This window comes from Viridibacillus sp. NPDC093762 (genome assembly GCF_050279675.1).
GTDB lineage: Bacteria > Bacillota > Bacilli > Bacillales_A > Planococcaceae > Viridibacillus.
In genome coordinates, this window is record NZ_JBNNUK010000001.1 from 24,920 (window position 1) to 43,182 (window position 18,263).

An 18,263-nucleotide genomic window follows, 5' to 3' on the forward strand; every position below is an offset into this window, starting at 1 on the left:
AAGCGATTCTAACCTATAATAAGAAGGTTATATAAAGAATAGAACGGAGGCCCATAAGTATGACTAGTGAACTTAAAGCACCCGTAAAATTAAAGTTAAAAACGACAATTCGACAATCTGAAACAGAAGCTGAAACTTATGAGCTTTGGTCAGAAGGTACGATAGTTCGAAAAAGGGACCAAACGTACTTACAATATGAAGAAGTTCAAGAAGATAAACATATTCGTTCAACTTTAAAATTCGGTAATAATGAGGCGGTTATTCTTCGAAATGGTGATGTGAAAATGCGTATGCCATTTTTACTTAATCATGAACAAAACGGCCATTATGATAGTGAATTCGGTGCATTACCAATCGTGACGTATACGAAGGACATGCTATTCGAACCGCATGACAGTAAATCGAGCGGACGATTTTATTTAAACTATGATCTAATCGTTGGTGGACAATCAGTAGGCGATTATACTTTAGAAATTAATTACTCGGAGGGAAAATAATGAACGCAGTAGAACAAGTGCAACATGCGATTAAAGAAGCGCTTCTTGCAGCAGTATCAAAAGCAGGTCTTTTAGAAGATACATCAACATTGAATATACACTTAGAAACACCAAAGGATAAGACGAATGGCGACTATGCAACTAATATAGCTATGCAACTTACAAAATTAGCTAAAAAGCCTCCACGTGCAATCGCTGAAGCTATTATTGAAAACCTTGATACTACAGGTACTGCTATTGAGAAAATCGACATCGCGGGTCCTGGTTTTATGAATATTGTGCTACGCAAAGACTATTTAGCGGAAGTAATCACGACTGTTTTAGCGCAAGGCGCAGAATATGGACGTTCACAAGCTGGCGCTAATGAAAAAGTACAAGTTGAATTTGTATCAGCTAACCCAACTGGTGACCTTCATTTAGGACATGCCCGAGGAGCATCTGTAGGGGATTCATTATGTAACGTTTTAGACTTTGCAGGATATGATGTCTCACGTGAATACTACATCAATGATGCAGGTAATCAAATCAATAATTTAGCAGCATCTTTAGAAGCTCGCTACAAACAAGCGTTAGGCTTAGATGCTTCTATGCCTGAAGACGGTTATCATGGTCAAGATATTATCGATATCGCAGGTAAATTAGCTGCTGAGTTTGGTGATTCGATTCTAAGTAAATCAGATGAAGAGCGCTTTGAATTTTTCCGTGAACATGGCTTGAAATTAGAGCTTGGTAAATTACAAAAAGACTTAGCAAACTTCCGTGTAGACTTTGACGTTTGGTATTCTGAGACATCACTTTATAAATCAGGTAAAGTTGAAACGGCTCTAGAAAAACTTCGTGAGAATGGTCATGTATTTGAAGAAGAAGGCGCTACTTGGTTCCGCTCGACAACATTTGGGGACGATAAAGATCGTGTACTTATAAAAAATGATGGCTCTTACACATATTTAACACCAGATATTTCATACCATGAAGATAAAATTCAACGTGGCTTCACTAAACTTATCAACATTTGGGGAGCTGACCACCATGGCTATATCCCACGTATGAAAGCAGCAATCGAAGCACTTGGTTACGATCGTGACACATTAGAAGTTGAAATCATTCAAATGGTGAACTTAATGAAAGACGGCGAAAAAGTGAAAATGAGTAAACGTACAGGTAACGCGGTTACTTTACGTGAACTTGTTGAAGAAGTTGGCTTAGACGCAGTACGTTACAACTTTGCAATGCGTGCAGGTGATTCACATATGGACTTTGACCTTGACCTAGCTGTTAAGCAATCAAATGAAAACCCTGTTTACTATGCACAATATGCACATGCGCGTATTTCTTCAATCTTGCGCCAAGCAAAAGAACAAGGCTTTGCAGCATCTGAAGAACATTTAAATCTTCTTAATGCAGAGAAAGAAATTGATGTCTTGAAAAAAGTAGGGGACTTCCCACAAGTTGTTGCGGATGCTGCGAAGAATCGCACACCACACCGTATTACTAACTACATTCAAGAACTAGCAGCAACTTTCCACAGCTTCTACAATGCTGAAAAAGTTTTAGATGCTGATAACAAAGATCGCTCAGCAGCACGTTTATCTCTAATTACAGCAGTTCGCACAACAATTGCCAACGCACTAAAACTTATTGGCGTATCAGCACCTGAGAAAATGTAATGACAGAAAAACCCTTTTAGCTACTGAGGTTGAATAAGCTTGTGAATCTAAGAGGTACTTATAAAAAGACTATTTCGCACTGAATAAGTGTGGAATAGTCTTTTGGTTTTTATAAAGAACAAATGAAAGAAAAAAATTTGCGCTAGTTAAAGATAAAATAGCTAGACTTCATCGATTCATGTCACAATGTGTTATTACTAATAGTTCCACCAAGCCTAGTAACAACTTGGACAAGTATTTAATTTTCTGTATAATTGTACAGGATGTAATAAAAAATTGTATATTGTGAAACATGTTGGTTCTTTACTTTGATTTAGTAAAGAGAAAAGGGAAGTCGGTGTAAATCCGATGCGGTCCCGCCACTGTATGTGTGAGCAAGTCGTAATTTGTCACTAAAGCATAGCGCTTTGGGAAGGCACGGCAAGCTGTGATCACGAGCCAGGAGACCTACCAACATGGAGACCACCAATTAGAACTACGCGGATAGAAATGGTGTCAGTAAAAGTGCATTTTAAGTACTGCTATGTATATATTCACTGTCATCGTATCTCTCGTCGTAAAACGAGAGTTTTTTTTATGAACAAGGAGGAAATGTAAATGAAGAAAATATGGCAATTTTGTTTAGTGCTTGTTTTAGCACTAGGCGTGTTAGTAGGCTGTGGCCAAACGGATGATACTAAGAAAAAGGAAAATAGCGAGCCAGCAACAGAGCAACAGGTAGCAGGATATCCATTAACAGAGACTGATGCACTTGGCAATGATGTGAAATTTACAGAAGCACCAAAGAGCATTGTTACTTTAGTGCCAAGTAATACAGAAATTCTTTTCGCTTTAGGATTAGAAAAAGAAATTACTGCTGTATCGGATAATGATGATTATCCTGAAGCGGCAACGAAAAAAGAAAAAATCGGAGGGATGGAATTTGACGCCGAGAAAATTATTAGCTTAAATCCAGAAGTTGTTTTTGCACACGAAACACTTTTAGGTACTTCTGAAGCAGGTCTCCAACAATTACGTGATGCTGGATTGAAAGTTTTTGTTGTCAAAAACGCTGAGAATTTTGATGAAACGTATACAACAATTGAACAAATAGGTCACATTACTGGTAAAGCGGATGAGGCTAAGAAGATTACGGATGATATGAAAGCAAAAGTAAAAGAAGTACAAGCTAAAGTAAAAGATGTAAAACAAAAATCTGCATTCGTCGAAACATCAGATGAACCTAATATTTACACTGCAGGTAAAGATACATTTATGCAAGAAATGTTTGATTTAGCTAATATTAAAAACGTCACAGCAGATCAAACAGGTTGGTTCCAAATTGACCCTGAAGAAATTGTGAAACGTAATCCAGATACAATTATCGTGAAATACAATGTGAAAAATATTGTCGAGAAGGTGAAAAATCGCCAAGGATTCGATAGTATCACAGCTGTTAAAAATGATGCAGTTGTTCAAGTTGATGCGAACTTAACAAGCCGTACAGGTCCTCGTCTTGCTGAAGGATTAGAGGTCATTGCAAAAGCAGTATATCCAGAGGCTTTTGAGTGAGGAAAACCATTTTAGGGTACACCATAGCCTTTGTGATTTTAATTGTTAGCATTTGGCTAGGTGTATCAATTGGTTCTGTAAAAGTTCCAATTAGTACGTTATGGAATACGGCAGCGGATCCAACAGCGACCAATATATTGTGGAAAATACGCATGCCGCGCGTTGTGCTTGCAGGGTTAGTAGGAGCCTCTTTGGCAATTGCGGGTGCTGCTTTCCAAGGGTTGCTGAAGAATCCTCTCGCCGATCCGTATACGTTAGGAGTGTCATCCGGTGCCTCGGTAGGTGCTGTGGTGACGCTCTTTTTCGGCATTTCGACCCCTATTTTTGGTATATACACATTACCAGCCTTCAGCATGCTAGGGGCCTTATTGGCGATGATGGGTGTAATGGCTTTTGCACGATTAGTTGATCGAACTATGAAAATGGAAACGCTGATTTTAACAGGGATTATCGTTAGTTCATTTTTAGGTGCATTAATTTCATTGTTAATTGCCTTAACAGGTGATGAGTTACGGCAAATCATTGGGTGGCTTATGGGAAGTGTTTCAATGCGTGGATGGCCATATGTCAAGATGGTGTGGCCTTTTGTACTCATTGGTTCATTTTTATTATGGTTAAACCGTCGTGAATTAAATGCGATGTTATTTGGAGAAGAACGTGCCAAGTATCTTGGTGTTGACGTGAAGAAAAGTAAAATTCTGATATTAATAGGCGGATCTATGTTAACAGGTGCTGCAGTTGCAGTGTCTGGAACAATTGGCTTTGTTGGACTCGTTGTACCTCATATGACACGACTTTTATTTGGAGCAGATCACCGTCACTTGTTACCTTTATCGTTTTTAAATGGAGCATCATTATTAATTGTTTGTGATTTGTTTGCTCGTACGATTATTCCGCCAACAGAGTTACCAATTGGTGTCATTACTGCACTTATTGGGGCGCCAGTATTTTCATATATCTTTTTCCGACAAAGAAGAACGAAAGGTGCTTAAGTATGCTTACTGTAGAAAATATTACTGGAGGTTATGACGCCACCAGGCCAATAGTACAAGACGTTTCGTTTAGAGTGAAAAAGGGCGAAATTCTTGGAGTATTAGGACCAAATGGTAGTGGCAAATCCACATTGTTAAAAGTGATTAGTGGTATCTTGCCTTCCTCAACTGGTCAAGTACTCATTGAAGAACAAAATATTAAAATTTTCTCACCGAAGGAATTTGCGCGCAAAATGGCTGTATTACCTCAACTTCATGCCCATGCCTTTTCACATACAGTACGTGAGACGGTAGCTTTAGGACGATATCCACATCAAAATAGTTGGTTTTCGACATGGTCAGAACAAGATGAAAATGCAGTGAAAAAAGCTATGAAGCAGACGGGTGTCGATAGCTATGAACATACAAACCTCGAATTTTTATCAGGTGGGGAGCAACAACGTACATTTGTAGCACAAGCACTTGCTCAGCAAGCTGATATCTTACTTTTAGATGAACCTACGAATCATTTAGATATTGCACATCAACGACAACTGCTAGATATGATTCGTCTAGAAGCAGTGCAAAATGGTTTAACAGTTATTACTGTTTTTCATGATATGAATTTAGCTTCACTCTATTGTGATCGGCTATTATTAATGGATAAGGGACATGTAAAAGCTATAGGGGAACCACATGAAGTGTTGAAAGAAAAGCAAATTTTAGAAGTATATGATACGCGTGTTTCAAGTTATCCGCACCCAGAGTTGCCGAAGCCACAAGTAACACTAATGCCAACAGCTATGGATGAACGTGAATCCTATATAGTGACAAAAGAACAATTCAAAATAAGAGATGAATTTGTTGAGCTTCGTACGGAATATCCTTTAAAAACCGTTTCCTCAGCTGTTCACAATGCTGGTTTTGGATGGTTCCAATCATTTGTTAATCGTGCAGTTGATTTGAGTTATATGTGTGCGGATGCACATGAAGAATTAAAAAGTTATCTTGAACAACATAATTTTATGCCATCTAATACGGTGGCTATGATGACTGCAGTTGCAGCCAAGCATGTTGTTATTCGTGAATTTTCAAACACAACAGGTAGTATTATTGTTGCAGTAACAGCTGGTGTTGGCAATGCGGTAGATGTTTCAAGGGCACATGAAAGAGTGAGTAAACCGTATATTGGAACGATTAATACTTGGGTCATTATTAATGGCAAACTAACAGAAGAATCCTTTATGCAAGCAATGATAACGGCAACTGAAGCGAAAGTGAAAGCAATGCACCAAGAAGAAATCATGGATCCAATTTCCAATACAATTGCAACAGGTACATCAACAGATAGTCTATTAATTGCTGCGACTCAAAATGGGACGTTTATGGAATATGCCGGGCCTATCACAGATATTGGAAAGTTGATTGGTCACGGAGTTTATGAAACAACAGTTACGGCACTACAAGATTACAAACGTGCCAAGGGAAGGTTATAAAATGTTATCACATATAATCGCTTGTACGATTGGAATAGCCTTAGATTGGATAATAGGTGACCCACCCAAAATGCCACATCCTGTACGTTGGGTTGGCACATTAATTGCTAAACTAACAGAGCTTTTAAATAAAGGTAAGCATCGCAAAGTAAAAGGGCTTTTACTTGTCCTAATTGTCGTTGTTTTAACAACTGCAAGTACATTTGCCGTCATTTACTTTGCATATTCTATCAATGTTATCCTAGGTATTTTTGTAGAATCTATATTAATAGCTATAGGTTTAGCAGGGAAAAGTCTAAAACAAGCAGCACTTGAAGTATATAATCCACTTGTATCAGGAGATTTGCAGCAAGCTCGAGTGAAGTTATCTTGGATTGTAGGACGTGATACAGATCATTTATCAGTACCTGAAGTAACGCGAGGTGTTGTAGAAACCGTGTCTGAAAATACGAGTGATGGTGTAACAGCTCCACTCTTTTGGGCGTTTTTATTTGGCGGTGCTGGCCTATGGATGTATAAGGCAGTTAATACGCTTGATTCAATGGTCGCTTACAAAAATGAACGATTCGCAGATTTTGGATACGTAGCTGCACATGTGGATGATGTACTAAATTATGTGCCAAGTAGAATGACAGGTTTATTGCTTATGATAGGTACAAAAAATGAAAGTGGAAAACCATTTGCATATCGCATGAAAGGATGGCTACGTGATGCAAAAAAACATCCAAGTCCAAACAGTGGTTGGCTCGAAGCAGCCACAGCATATCAATTAGGCATTCAGCTGGGTGGTGTGAATAGCTATAGGGGTATTATCTCGAATCGTGCAAAAATGGGTGAGGTCCATTTTGAACTAGGGCCTCAGCATATTATACATTCTATTAAGCAGATGCAAATTGTAACCATATTATTTTGGCTACTAATGGTCATTTTAGGAGGGATTTTCGTTGTCATTACCTAATCACGGGGCAAATCCATATCGTTTATATACACAACTGGGCATCCAACCACCAGGTGATATATTAGACTTTAGCGAAAATGTAAATCCAGCAGGTGCACCAGATTTTATCAAAAATGATTGGACCAATTATTTGCAATTATTGCCACGTTATCCGGATCCAGCAGGTGAGCCATTTCTATCTGCTGTCGCTAAATATCACGACATTTCTACAGAAAATATTGTATTAGGCAATGGTGCGGCGGAAATTTTCTCATTACTTGCGACATATTTCCGAGGAAATAATGCAATTATTTTACATCCGACTTTTTCTGAGTATGAAGCGACATTAAAAGAAAATGATGTAGAAATACAGCGTGTAGTTTGTCAAGATATCGTTAATTGGAAGTTACCATTAGACGAACTTCAACAAGCAATGCAAAATGCAGATGTCCTATATCTATGTACCCCTAATAATCCGACAGGTGTATTACCTTCGAAAGAAGAACTTCAACAGCTTATTGAATCTGCAAAAGAAACGAATTGTAGTATTGTTTTAGACGAAGCTTTTATAGATTTTGTTGATGAAAATGCATCATTTATACAATCAGTAAAAGAAAATCATCAGGTGATTATTGTACGTTCAATGACGAAAATGTACGCAATTGCAGGTATAAGGCTCGGTTATATGGTAGCCGCACCTGAGGTAGCAAGTGCAATACGGAAGCTCGTACCCCATTGGCATATTAATGGTATAGCAGCAGTAATTGGAGCACGCTGTTTAAGTAAGGAAGAAGATGCTTTCCGTCAGAAGGCTTGTGATTATGCTGTTCAAATGCGTACGAGGTTTCAAGCATTTTTACGACAAAATGATTGTCATGTTACGAACAGTGTCACTAATTATGTTAGCTTTCAATTGCCAGATACTGAACAGTCACAAAGTTTCTTTACCTATATGCTTGAGCAGGGCATAGTGCTTCGACATACAGAAAATTTCATTGGAATGGAAGGTAAATGGTTCAGAGTAGGTATGAAGGCAATCGAAGCAATGAATCGTTTAGAAGAGGAGATGATGCATTGGTTTCAAGCGAACTCGTCTTTATAACAGGTGGAGTGCGAAGTGGAAAAAGTGCATTTGCAGAAAAGTACCTTGTAAATTTAGCAGCGACATCGCTTAATAAGCGACTTGTTTATGTTGCAACAGGTGTACCGTTTGATCAAGAAATGAAACAAAGAATCATCCGACATCAAAACGATCGAGCAGGGCAACAGTGGACGACCATTGAGCAACCAACTGACTTTTCTAAGCTCCTCTCTAAAATAAAAGAAGGTGACGCGATATTATGGGATTGCGTGACTACTTGGCTAACGAATGAATTTTATGATGGTTATGAAACTGGTGTGAGCTGTTTTCAAAAAGAAAACTGTATTGAACGGAAGTTTATAGCGATGCAAAATACGATTTATGCATTACGGGAAAGAAATATACCGATTGTTGTCGTCTCCAACGAAGTGCTAGATGAGCCCCTTTCTACTAGTTATGAAGTGAAACTTTATCAACAATGGCTAGGTCGTATTCATCAATGGTTTGTAGCAGAAGCAACTACTGCAATCGAAATGGAATATGGACAGATGCATCAATGGAAATAATACAGATTTAGAAGGGGGTTATTCTTTTGCGTACGATTGTTCATAGTATTTTACTGGCTTTTCAATTTTTTACCGTCGTGCCAGTTCAAAAAGAATTACCACTTACAAAGCCGACGATAACGGGGATGTTCTCGTTCCTACCTTGGTTAGGTGCATGTATGGGCGTTGTCATGGCTACTTTTTTTTATAGTTTGCAAAATTGGGCGGATATAAGCCCGTTATTAACAGCCTTTTTACTTGTTGTTGGATTCATCGTTTGTACGGGTGGATTGCATTTAGATGGCTGGGTTGATATGGGAGATGCTTTTTTTTCATATCGTGATACTGAGAAGCGACTAGAGATTTTAGATGATCCCCGTATTGGCGCATTTGGGGCGATGTCTTTATTGTTCTTAGTACTAACGAAGATTTTCTTTTTAGCTGAATTAATTGAAAAAGGCGAACTGTCGATTATTTGGATTGTCGCGGTACCATTTTTAGCACGGCTGGGAATGTCCTTATATTTTATCCAGACAAAATGTTCAAAGGAAAAAGGGCTAGCCTACTTTTTTAAAGAAAAACTATATGTACCACAATTTCTTGTAATGACATGTATTTCAATGCTTACTGGCTTGATTCTTATAATTTGGTGGAGTGGGGATTTCATTTTACCTCTTATATTACTTGCGATTGTAGTTGTTGCATCAGGTCTGTATAAAATTTGGACTGTGCGTAATTTCCAAGGTAGCTCAGGTGATTTACTTGGTGCTTTTATTGAAGGAATGGAGGCCATTTTATGGATTACGCTATTACTATTGAGTTAATACGCCATGCTAAAACTAAAAGTAATGCTGAAAGGAAGTATCTTGGCTGGACTGATGAGTCGATTATTCCTAATCAAAGTTTGCCGATTATCGATGAGTTTGCAAACGTCGTTTTCGGAAGTGATTTAATACGTTGTAAGGAAACAGCTGCTTATTATTTTCCGAATGCTACTTACATGAATAATGAAGGATTTCGTGAAAGTCATTTTGGTGATTTTGAGTGCAAAACTTATGACCAGTTAAAAGATATACAAGCGTATCGTAATTGGATAGACAATCCATATGAAATAGCACCACCAAATGGCGAGACATTACAGCAAGTCATGTTTCGCGTTACAGAAGCCGTTAAATCGTTGCCAAAAGATATGGTGAATTACAAGATAGTCGCTCATGGAGGTTCAATCAAAGCGTTGTTAATGCAATTCGCACCAGAAGAAAAAACCTTTTGGGAGTGGCAAGTTCCTCATAACGAAAGATATCTATTACACTGGTCAACGAAAAAAAAGTTCGAGGAGGGACAACGATGCACGTTTTTATCGGTGGAGCCTATAATGGTAAAAGGGACTATGTAAGAAACTGGCTAGAAGAACAAGGGAAGAAAGATGTTGCTTGGCTAGCAAGTGAGTTACCAATGACTGTACCTGAAGCTTCAACCATTGTTGTCTCAGGTCTTGAAAAGATCGTAGCAAATCATTTGGATGTCGATGAGGATACATTAGCTGCTCAGCTACTACAGCAACTGCAAGCATTAGGAACAGAGAAGGAACTTATTGTTATTGTGACAGAAATGGGCAGAGGTGTTGTCCCAATTGATGCTAATACGCGTAAGCTCCGTGACATTTGTGGGAGATTTTATCAGAAATTATTTAAAATTAGCCCACAAATAACACGTATTTGGTATGGTATAGCTGAAACAATAAAATAAATCAGGAAAGAAGGACGAGAGATGAACCTATATACACGTACAGGTGATAAAGGGAAAACAAGTATTATTGGAGCGCGAGTTGATAAAGATAGTCAACGCGTTGAAACTTACGGCACAATTGATGAATTAAATTCATTTATCGGTAAAGCAATGACGGAATTAGATCCTGCTATTTTCAAAGATATATTAGAAGACTTAGAAGCAATGCAAAACGAATTATTCGATTGTGGTGGAGATCTTGCTAACGTCATGAAAGAACGTCATTACAAAATGACAGATGGACCGATAGAAATTATGGAAAAACGAATTGATGTACTAATGGATGAACCACCATTACTTGAAAGATTTATCTTACCTGGGGGCTCACCTGCAGCCGCTACTTTACACATTGCACGTACAATTACACGTAGAGCAGAGCGCCAAATGGTCACTTTACTAAAAGAATCCGAAGAGGGCGATGTACCATTAGTTGTACAGCGTTATTTAAACCGTTTATCAGATTATTTATTTGCAGCTGCACGCGTAGTAAACGCTCGCTTAAATGTGCCAGATACTGAATACGTTCGAAGTGCCAAAGTATTTAAAGATGGTGGACGTTCAAAAAAAGCAAAGGAATGAATTATTATTTATGAAACTTAAAACCTTAACTTTAACAGCTATGATTGCAGCTCTATGTGCAGTAGGTGCAATGATTAAAGTGCCGGGTGGGCTAGGTTCTATGGCACTTGATTCGGCTCCTGCTTTTCTAGGTGCAGTCTTTTTACCACCGGTAGCAGCAGGCGCAGCGGCGGCGATTGGCCATCTTATATCGGCTATGACAGGTGGTTCTTTCCTTGGCCCATTGCATATCTTTATTGCTATAGAAATGTTCATCATATTATGGGGCTTTGCTAAGCTTCATAATGCGGGAAGAAAATATTCGAAATGGATCTTTGCTATTATTGCAAACGGGATTTTAGCACCGTTACCATTTTATTGGCTGAATTCACCAGAGTTTTTCTTTTCGATGGTACCAGTACTATTAATAACAACGCTTTTAAACGTAGTAATTGCAGCGGCTGTAATGCCCATATTATCTCGTGCCTTTCAACGAAAAGAGGTACATTAGAAGATGAGAAATGCTATGCAATTATCGAACGGCTTTATTGTTACAACAGATAATTCCGGAGCAATTGGAGAAAAAGAGCAAGATGTCGTTCAAGTGCCAGATGATGTAACAAGTTATTATTCTGCTAGAGTAACATTACTAGAACAATGGGCGGCTGGTGCAGAACCTGAAGCAATAGTTATGCATAATTTCAGTAGTGAAGCGAGCTGGGGACGTTATGTGAAAGGTATTACGCAATTATTTGTTGAATTAAGTCTGCCAGTGCCACCGATCAAAGGCAGTTCTGAAACGAATATGCCTACTTTACAATCTGGTGTTGCCATCACGATGATAGGGGCTCCGATTCGACCTTTAACGGATGTCAAAAAGCTTCATTGGTTTACATATGGTAAACCGTTAGTAGGAAATGAATTACTGGAGCATCCAGAATATATTGCGAATTTATTATTAGTGAAAAAAGCGCTCGATTCAAATATTATAGGGCATATTTGGCCTGTCGGGTCAAAGGGGATCCACTCTGAAATTAGAAGCTTACTTGGCGACGTTCCTTTTTCATGCTCATTAGACTGTGAAAAAACGGCTGGTCCAGCGACGGTAATTTTACTAGGTATTTCTGAAGAACAAGTAACGTCGGCAGAACAACATTTTGGCCCATTATTAGAACCTATAGTTTTTTTATAAATTGAAGACTAACCAATTACTTAATCAGTGATTGGTTAGTCTTTTTTTGAGTATTTTTAATGAAATAGGTTGCAAGTTTATCTATAAAATTATTAGTTAATTTTATTATTCAATATTAAAGTTGAGGAAAATTCTGAATTCACATGTAATTCAATCGAAAATATGCTAGAATTTTTAATAAACTTTGAGAAACATGTATAAACAACAAGACAACGTGAATTTTATACGAAATCATTGAGAAACTTAAAATTATGAATTCTACAAATATTATTGACTGAATGCTCATTCATATTTTACAATGATTACAACATATGCATTTCATGGTAAATCACTTAGCGTGCGTTTTAGCGAAATGTAACAATCGTATATCGAGCATCATAGAGGGGGAAATGTTATGAATCCATTGTTAGTTGCAAACTGGATACTATTTTTAGTAGTAGTGGCTTATGGTTTATTTTTATTCGGTTACTTGTTAAAGACGCGTTATGAATTCGTCAAAATGGGGAAACAAGTAGAATTTGACAATGATGTTAAAGCACGTTTACACAAAATTTGGGTGTATGTATTTGGACAGAAGAAGTTATTAAAAGATAAAAAAAGTGGAATTATCCACGTTATGTTTTTCTATGGCTTCATACTGGTTCAACTAGGCGCAATTGATTTCATCTGGAAAGGATTAAAACCAGGATCTCATTTACCTTTAGGACCCGTATATCCGTATTTCACATTCATGCAGGAAATTGTGTCGTTAGTAATTTTAGTCGCTGTTGTTTGGGCGTTTTACCGTCGCTATATTGAGAAGCTTGTCCGCTTAAAGCGAGGCTTTAAATCAGGATTAGTATTAATCTTTATTGGTGGATTGATGGTTACAGTTCTAGCAGGTAATGGTATGGGTATGATTTGGCATGAACATGCTGCTACTTGGTCAGAGCCAATTGCATCATCTATTGCTACAGTATTTGGATTTTTGCCACCTACTGCTGCAACTGTTTTGTTTTTTGTTATGTGGTGGATTCATTTATTAATTCTGTTAACTTTCTTAGTGTATGTACCACAATCAAAACACGCGCATCTAATTGCTGGTCCAGTGAATGTTTACTTCAACCGTTTAGATCATGTTGGTAAGCTAACGCCTATTAACTTTGAAGAGATGGAAGAAGAAGGGGAAGATGGAGAAGAAGAAATTCCATCGTTTGGTGTTGGTAAAATTACGGATTTCACACAACTGCAACTAATTGATTTGTATGCTTGTGTAGAATGTGGCCGTTGTACGAATATGTGTCCAGCAAGTGGAACAGGAAAAATGTTGTCACCAATGGACTTAATTACAAAATTACGTGATCACTTAACATTTACAGGTGCCGTTGCAACACGTCAACAACCATGGGTACCATCATTCATGTTTAACAAAGCAAAAGGAAATCAATTAGCCCTTGCAGCTGGAGCAGAAGGTGCTGTTATAGATGACATCTATAGTCCGTCATTAATCGGGGATGTCATCACCGAAGAGGAGATATGGGCTTGTACAACTTGCCGTAACTGTGAAGATCAATGTCCAGTAATGAATGAGCACGTTGATAAAATTATTGACCTTCGTCGATATTTAACAATGACAGAAGGACGTGTGAACCCAGACGCACAACGCGCAATGACTAACATTGAAAGACAAGGAAATCCATGGGGGATTAACCGTAAAGAAAAAGAAAACTGGCGCGATGCTCGCCCGGATGTTCATATTCCAACGGTGAAAGAAGTATCAAAAGCTGGTGAAGAGTTCGAGTACCTATTCTGGGTTGGTTCAATGGGGTCATTCGATAATCGCTCACAAAAAATTGCATTATCTTTTGCGAAGTTGATGAACGAAGCTGGAGTGAAATTTGCGATTTTAGGTAACAAAGAGAAGAATTCAGGAGATACACCGCGTCGTCTAGGAAATGAATTCTTATTCCAAGAGTTAGCAACAGCTAATATTGGCGAATTTGAAAAAACAGGCGTAACAAAATTAGTAACGATTGATCCACATGCATATAATATTTTTAAAAATGAATATAGTGATTTTGGCTGGACTGGTGAAGTATATCACCATACAGAATTACTTTATGACTTAGTAAAACAAGGCCGTCTTAAACCGCAATTTGCAATTGAAGAAACTATAACGTTCCATGATTCATGTTACTTAGGCCGTTACAACGATGTTTATGATCCACCGCGTGAAATTTTAAAATCCATTCCAGGTGTGAAGTTAGTTGAGATGGAACGTAATCGTGAAACCGGTATGTGTTGTGGAGCTGGTGGAGGCTTAATGTGGATGGAAGAGCATGTTGGTAACCGAGTGAATGTAGCTAGAACTGAGCAAGCACTTGCAGTGAATCCAACGATGATTTCATCGGGTTGTCCGTATTGCTTAACGATGCTTTCGGATGGTACGAAAGCGAAAGAAGTGGAAGAACAGGTTGGCACATATGACATTGCTGAATTACTAGAGAAATCTGTATGTGGAGAATATAAACCACCTGTTGAAGAAGTTGTTGAAGAACCAATTACTCAGTAATTAATTGCATTGAAATTGGTAATTCTGTACAATATTACTAAATGGAATAAGAGAGTGCTAGACGCTCTCTTTTTTTCTAAAATTTTGTTGAGCGAGCGTTCAGTCGAGAGGATAAATGAATTCTCGTTTACTTTAAAAAGAATAATGTAAGCGTATGCATTATAAAGACAAGGGGTGTCTGATTTGGCGAAAACAGTGATTTTAGATGGTGCGCGAACAGCGTTTGGGAAATTTGGTGGAGCATTAAGTACTCTTACTGCCAGCGAACTAGGAGGAGTTGTTATACAAGCAGCTTTGCAAAGAGCAAACGTCCTACCACATCAAGTAGATGAAGTTATTATGGGGAGTGTATTACAAGCAGGGCAAGGGCAAATACCATCTCGCCAAGCTGCTTCAAAAGCGGGAATTCCTTGGTCAGTGAAAACAGAAACGGTGAATAAGGTTTGCGCTTCGGGGTTACGTAGTGTGACATTAGCAGATCAACTGATTCGTTTAGGGGACGAGGAAGTTATTGTAGCTGGTGGTATGGAATCAATGTCAAATGCGCCCTACTATTTACCAAAAGGTAGGTTTGGCTTACGCATGGGAGATGCAACTATGGTAGACGGTATGGTCTATGACGGTTTATCTTGTGCATTCGATCCACAACATGTACATATGGGTACATACGGAGATAGCACAGCAAAAGAATTTTCACTCTCTAGAGAAGTGCAAGACGAATGGGCGTATCGCAGTCACAAAAGGGCATTAGATGCGATAGATACTGGTAAATTTGCAGAAGAAATTGTGTCCGTGACGATTCCACAGCGCAAAGGAGATCCATTAGAAATAGATACGGATGAAGCACCAAGAAGAGATACGTCACTTCAATCTTTAGCAAAGCTTAGAGCAGCGTTTACGACTGAGGGAACGATTACAGCTGGAAATGCACCGGGTATTAATGATGGAGCTTGTGCAGTAGTTCTTATGAATGAAGAACGTGCTAAAGCAGAAAACCATACACCACTTGCATACATTTTAGGGCATGCAGAAGTTGGAGTAGAACCTCAGAACTTCCCACAAACACCAGGTTTAGTCATCAACAAAATTTTAGAAAAGACAGGGAAAGCATTGCAAGAAATCGATTTATTTGAAATTAACGAAGCATTTGCAGCTGTTGCGTTAGCAAGTAATCAAATTGCAGATCTAGATGCAGAGAAAGTTAATGTCAATGGTGGGGCAGTAGCATTAGGTCATCCAATTGGGGCATCAGGTGCACGAATTATTCTGACGTTAGCTTATGAATTAAAACGTCGTGGCGGAGGTATTGGTATTGCGGCTATTTGTTCTGGCGGAGGCCAAGGGGATGCCATCATGATTGAAGTACCAAAAACGGGGGGATTCGAGTAATGAGTATTCAAAAAATAATGGTTATTGGAGCTGGTCAAATGGGCTCTGGTATCGCACAAGTATGCGCACAAGCAGGATTTGACGTCAAACTAAATGATATGAAAGAAGAGTTTTTTGCAAGAGGTTTAGGAACGATTACAAAAAATCTTTCTCGTAATGTTGATAAAGGGCGTATGACGGAGAGTGAAAAAGAAGCCGTTCTAGGTCGTCTAACAAAATCTCTCGATATTAATGATGCAAATGATGTTGATTTAGTCATCGAAGCAGCTGTTGAAAATATGGAAATTAAACAATCTATTTTCAAACAGCTGGATACTATCGCACCAGCACATGCTATTTTAGCTTCTAATACTTCATCATTACCTATCACGGAGTTAGCAGCTGTGACTAATCGTCCAGAGCGAGTTATTGGTATGCATTTTATGAATCCTGTACCAGTGATGAAGCTGGTTGAAATTATTCGCGGCTTAGCTACTGAAGATGATGTCTATCAAACAATCGAAGACATGACTAAACAGCTTGAAAAAGTGCCAGTGGAAGTAAATGATTTTCCTGGGTTTGTTGCAAACCGCATATTAATGCCGATGATCAATGAAGCCATCTATACACTTTACGAAGGTGTAGCGACTAAGGAAGCCATCGACGACGTTATGAAACTTGGTATGAACCATCCGATGGGACCGTTAACATTAGCAGATTTTATCGGTTTAGATACTTGTCTCTATATTATGGAAACATTATATGAAGGCTTTGGCGATAGCAAGTACCGACCATGTCCACTGTTACGTAAATACGTGAAAGCAGGTTGGTTAGGTAAGAAATCGGGACGCGGTTTCTACATTTACGAATCTTAAAAGGGGTGTTCCACTATGGAATTGATGTTCACAGAAGAACAACTAATGATGCGCAAAATGGTACGAGATTTTGCGCAAACAGAAATTGCACCAAAAGTTGAAAGCATGGAAAATGGGGGATTTCCACGCGACATTCTAGCTAAAATGGGAGAGCTAGGACTAATGGGCATTACAACACCTGAACAGTACGGTGGAGCAAATATGGATTTTACATCCTATATCATAGCTATAAATGAGTTATCAAGAGTAAGCGCGACAATTGGCGTGATTTTATCAGTCCATACGTCGGTCGTGACAAATCTTATTCTTTATTTTGGTAATGAAGAACAAAAACAAAAGTATGTACCAAAGCTCGCATCGGGAGAATATTTAGGTGCTTTTTGTTTAACAGAACCATCGGCAGGATCTGACGCAGGTTCATTAAAATCTAAAGCAGTGAAGGACGGAAATAATTACGTTATCAATGGTTCAAAAGTTTTTATCACTAATGGTGGAGAGGCAGATGTATATATTGTTTTTGCTTCAACAGATCCATCGCTCGGTTCAAAAGGAATTTCCGCTTTTCTTGTCAAAAAAGAAACTGAAGGCCTAGTTATTGGTAAGGATGAACATAAAATGGGTTTACATGGCTCACGAACAGTTCAACTTAACTTCGATAATATGATTGTCCCTGCTGAAAATCTACTCGGTCAAGTGGGGGACGGTTTTAAAATAGCCATGGCGAACTTAGATGTTGGTCGAATAGGCATAGCTTCACAGGCTCTTGGTATTGCTGAAGCCGCTTTAGAAGAAGCGATTACTTACGCACAACAACGTCACCAATTCGGGAAGCCTATCTCCAGTAATCAAGGGGTTGGTTTTAAATTAGCGGATATGGCAACAGCAGTCGAAGCGTCTAGATTACTCGTTTACCGTGCAGCAGATTTACGTGCTAAAGGATTAGCCTGTGGCAAGGAAGCATCTATGGCAAAACTTTTCGCTTCTAAAACTGCTGTAGAAGTAACAACAGAGGCAATTCAGGTATTTGGAGGTTATGGCTATACGATGGACTATCCGGTTGAACGTTATTTCCGAGATGCCAAAGTAACGGAAATTTACGAGGGCACTAGCGAAATTCAACGACTTGTTATAAGCAAACACTTAAACAAATAGGGGTAAAAAAACTAAAACAAAGGTGGAAAAAGAG

The 18,263-nt window shown here is 38.6% G+C and carries 18 protein-coding genes and 1 riboswitch; all 18 genes read left to right on the forward strand.

Going from position 1 to position 18,263, the window contains the following annotated elements:
- Positions 1-59: 59 nt before the first annotated feature.
- Positions 60-497, forward strand: coding sequence for a DUF1934 domain-containing protein (locus ACQKM9_RS00140; RefSeq protein WP_427731559.1), 438 nt, complete (start codon positions 60-62; stop codon positions 495-497).
- On the forward strand, positions 497-2,164 hold the full coding sequence (gene argS / locus ACQKM9_RS00145) for an arginine--tRNA ligase (protein ID WP_427731561.1): 1,668 nt from the start codon (positions 497-499) through the stop codon (positions 2,162-2,164). Before ACQKM9_RS00140 ends, argS begins: the two co-directional genes overlap by 1 nt.
- A 279-nt stretch (positions 2,165-2,443) precedes the next feature.
- Positions 2,444-2,633, forward strand: a riboswitch (cobalamin riboswitch).
- Between the two features lie 128 nt (positions 2,634-2,761).
- Entirely contained in the window at positions 2,762-3,715 is a 954-nt protein-coding gene (locus ACQKM9_RS00150) for an ABC transporter substrate-binding protein (RefSeq protein ID WP_427731562.1), read from the forward strand.
- 32 nt (positions 3,716-3,747) lie between these two features.
- Entirely contained in the window at positions 3,748-4,707 is a 960-nt protein-coding gene (locus ACQKM9_RS00155) for a FecCD family ABC transporter permease (protein ID WP_427731563.1), read from the forward strand.
- A 2-nt stretch (positions 4,708-4,709) separates the two neighbouring features.
- On the forward strand, positions 4,710-6,182 hold the full coding sequence (locus ACQKM9_RS00160) for an adenosylcobinamide amidohydrolase (RefSeq protein ID WP_427731565.1): 1,473 nt from the start codon (positions 4,710-4,712) through the stop codon (positions 6,180-6,182).
- A 1-nt stretch (position 6,183) separates the two neighbouring features.
- Entirely contained in the window at positions 6,184-7,140 is a 957-nt protein-coding gene (gene cbiB / locus ACQKM9_RS00165; protein ID WP_427731566.1) for an adenosylcobinamide-phosphate synthase CbiB, read from the forward strand.
- Positions 7,127-8,221 (forward strand): threonine-phosphate decarboxylase CobD, encoded by a 1,095-nt coding sequence (gene cobD, locus ACQKM9_RS00170; RefSeq protein WP_427731568.1) that lies wholly within the window; start codon positions 7,127-7,129, stop codon positions 8,219-8,221. The genes cbiB and cobD overlap by 14 nt, the downstream gene beginning before the upstream one ends.
- Positions 8,194-8,766, forward strand: coding sequence for a bifunctional adenosylcobinamide kinase/adenosylcobinamide-phosphate guanylyltransferase (locus ACQKM9_RS00175; protein WP_427731570.1), 573 nt, complete (start codon positions 8,194-8,196; stop codon positions 8,764-8,766). The genes cobD and ACQKM9_RS00175 overlap by 28 nt, the downstream gene beginning before the upstream one ends.
- 26 nt (positions 8,767-8,792) lie before the next feature.
- Positions 8,793-9,569, forward strand: a complete 777-nt coding sequence (gene cobS / locus ACQKM9_RS00180) for an adenosylcobinamide-GDP ribazoletransferase (protein ID WP_427731572.1) — start codon at positions 8,793-8,795, stop codon at positions 9,567-9,569.
- Positions 9,542-10,141, forward strand: coding sequence for a histidine phosphatase family protein (locus ACQKM9_RS00185; RefSeq protein ID WP_427731573.1), 600 nt, complete (start codon positions 9,542-9,544; stop codon positions 10,139-10,141). Before cobS ends, ACQKM9_RS00185 begins: the two co-directional genes overlap by 28 nt.
- Positions 10,093-10,494: a bifunctional adenosylcobinamide kinase/adenosylcobinamide-phosphate guanylyltransferase gene (locus ACQKM9_RS00190; protein ID WP_427731575.1), complete on the forward strand. Its 402-nt coding sequence runs from the start codon at positions 10,093-10,095 to the stop codon at positions 10,492-10,494. The genes ACQKM9_RS00185 and ACQKM9_RS00190 overlap by 49 nt, the downstream gene beginning before the upstream one ends.
- A 21-nt stretch (positions 10,495-10,515) precedes the next feature.
- The gene (locus tag ACQKM9_RS00195; protein WP_038180107.1) at positions 10,516-11,112 is read left to right on the forward strand and encodes a cob(I)yrinic acid a,c-diamide adenosyltransferase; all 597 of its coding nucleotides are present in this window, start codon (positions 10,516-10,518) and stop codon (positions 11,110-11,112) included.
- A gap of 10 nt (positions 11,113-11,122) precedes the next feature.
- The gene (locus ACQKM9_RS00200) at positions 11,123-11,602 is read left to right on the forward strand and encodes an ECF transporter S component (protein WP_427731577.1); all 480 of its coding nucleotides are present in this window, start codon (positions 11,123-11,125) and stop codon (positions 11,600-11,602) included.
- A gap of 3 nt (positions 11,603-11,605) precedes the next feature.
- Complete coding sequence (locus tag ACQKM9_RS00205) at positions 11,606-12,283, forward strand: alpha-ribazole-5-phosphate synthase (protein ID WP_427731579.1); 678 nt, start codon at positions 11,606-11,608, stop codon at positions 12,281-12,283.
- 394 nt (positions 12,284-12,677) lie between these two features.
- Positions 12,678-14,834, forward strand: coding sequence for a (Fe-S)-binding protein (locus ACQKM9_RS00210; RefSeq protein ID WP_427731581.1), 2,157 nt, complete (start codon positions 12,678-12,680; stop codon positions 14,832-14,834).
- A gap of 183 nt (positions 14,835-15,017) precedes the next feature.
- Positions 15,018-16,223, forward strand: coding sequence for an acetyl-CoA C-acetyltransferase (locus ACQKM9_RS00215; RefSeq protein WP_427731583.1), 1,206 nt, complete (start codon positions 15,018-15,020; stop codon positions 16,221-16,223).
- On the forward strand, positions 16,223-17,077 hold the full coding sequence (locus tag ACQKM9_RS00220) for a 3-hydroxybutyryl-CoA dehydrogenase (RefSeq protein WP_427731585.1): 855 nt from the start codon (positions 16,223-16,225) through the stop codon (positions 17,075-17,077). Before ACQKM9_RS00215 ends, ACQKM9_RS00220 begins: the two co-directional genes overlap by 1 nt.
- 15 nt (positions 17,078-17,092) lie before the next feature.
- Positions 17,093-18,229, forward strand: coding sequence for an acyl-CoA dehydrogenase (locus ACQKM9_RS00225; RefSeq protein WP_427731587.1), 1,137 nt, complete (start codon positions 17,093-17,095; stop codon positions 18,227-18,229).
- Positions 18,230-18,263: the final 34 nt, after the last annotated feature.

What these genes read in the sequence shown, in the direction of transcription:
- ACQKM9_RS00200 (WP_427731577.1), top strand. Translation starts at nt 11,123, where the DNA reads ATGAAACTTAAAACCTTAACTTTAACAGCTATGATTGCAGCTCTATGT.
- ACQKM9_RS00220 (WP_427731585.1), top strand. Translation starts at nt 16,223, where the DNA reads ATGAGTATTCAAAAAATAATGGTTATTGGAGCTGGTCAAATGGGCTCT.
- ACQKM9_RS00140 (WP_427731559.1), top strand. Translation starts at nt 60, where the DNA reads ATGACTAGTGAACTTAAAGCACCCGTAAAATTAAAGTTAAAAACGACA.
- argS (WP_427731561.1), top strand. Translation starts at nt 497, where the DNA reads ATGAACGCAGTAGAACAAGTGCAACATGCGATTAAAGAAGCGCTTCTT.
- cbiB (WP_427731566.1), top strand. Translation starts at nt 6,184, where the DNA reads ATGTTATCACATATAATCGCTTGTACGATTGGAATAGCCTTAGATTGG.
- ACQKM9_RS00160 (WP_427731565.1), top strand. Translation starts at nt 4,710, where the DNA reads ATGCTTACTGTAGAAAATATTACTGGAGGTTATGACGCCACCAGGCCA.
- ACQKM9_RS00185 (WP_427731573.1), top strand. Translation starts at nt 9,542, where the DNA reads ATGGATTACGCTATTACTATTGAGTTAATACGCCATGCTAAAACTAAA.
- ACQKM9_RS00210 (WP_427731581.1), top strand. Translation starts at nt 12,678, where the DNA reads ATGAATCCATTGTTAGTTGCAAACTGGATACTATTTTTAGTAGTAGTG.
- ACQKM9_RS00190 (WP_427731575.1), top strand. Translation starts at nt 10,093, where the DNA reads ATGCACGTTTTTATCGGTGGAGCCTATAATGGTAAAAGGGACTATGTA.
- ACQKM9_RS00225 (WP_427731587.1), top strand. Translation starts at nt 17,093, where the DNA reads ATGGAATTGATGTTCACAGAAGAACAACTAATGATGCGCAAAATGGTA.
- ACQKM9_RS00150 (WP_427731562.1), top strand. Translation starts at nt 2,762, where the DNA reads ATGAAGAAAATATGGCAATTTTGTTTAGTGCTTGTTTTAGCACTAGGC.
- ACQKM9_RS00195 (WP_038180107.1), top strand. Translation starts at nt 10,516, where the DNA reads ATGAACCTATATACACGTACAGGTGATAAAGGGAAAACAAGTATTATT.
- ACQKM9_RS00205 (WP_427731579.1), top strand. Translation starts at nt 11,606, where the DNA reads ATGAGAAATGCTATGCAATTATCGAACGGCTTTATTGTTACAACAGAT.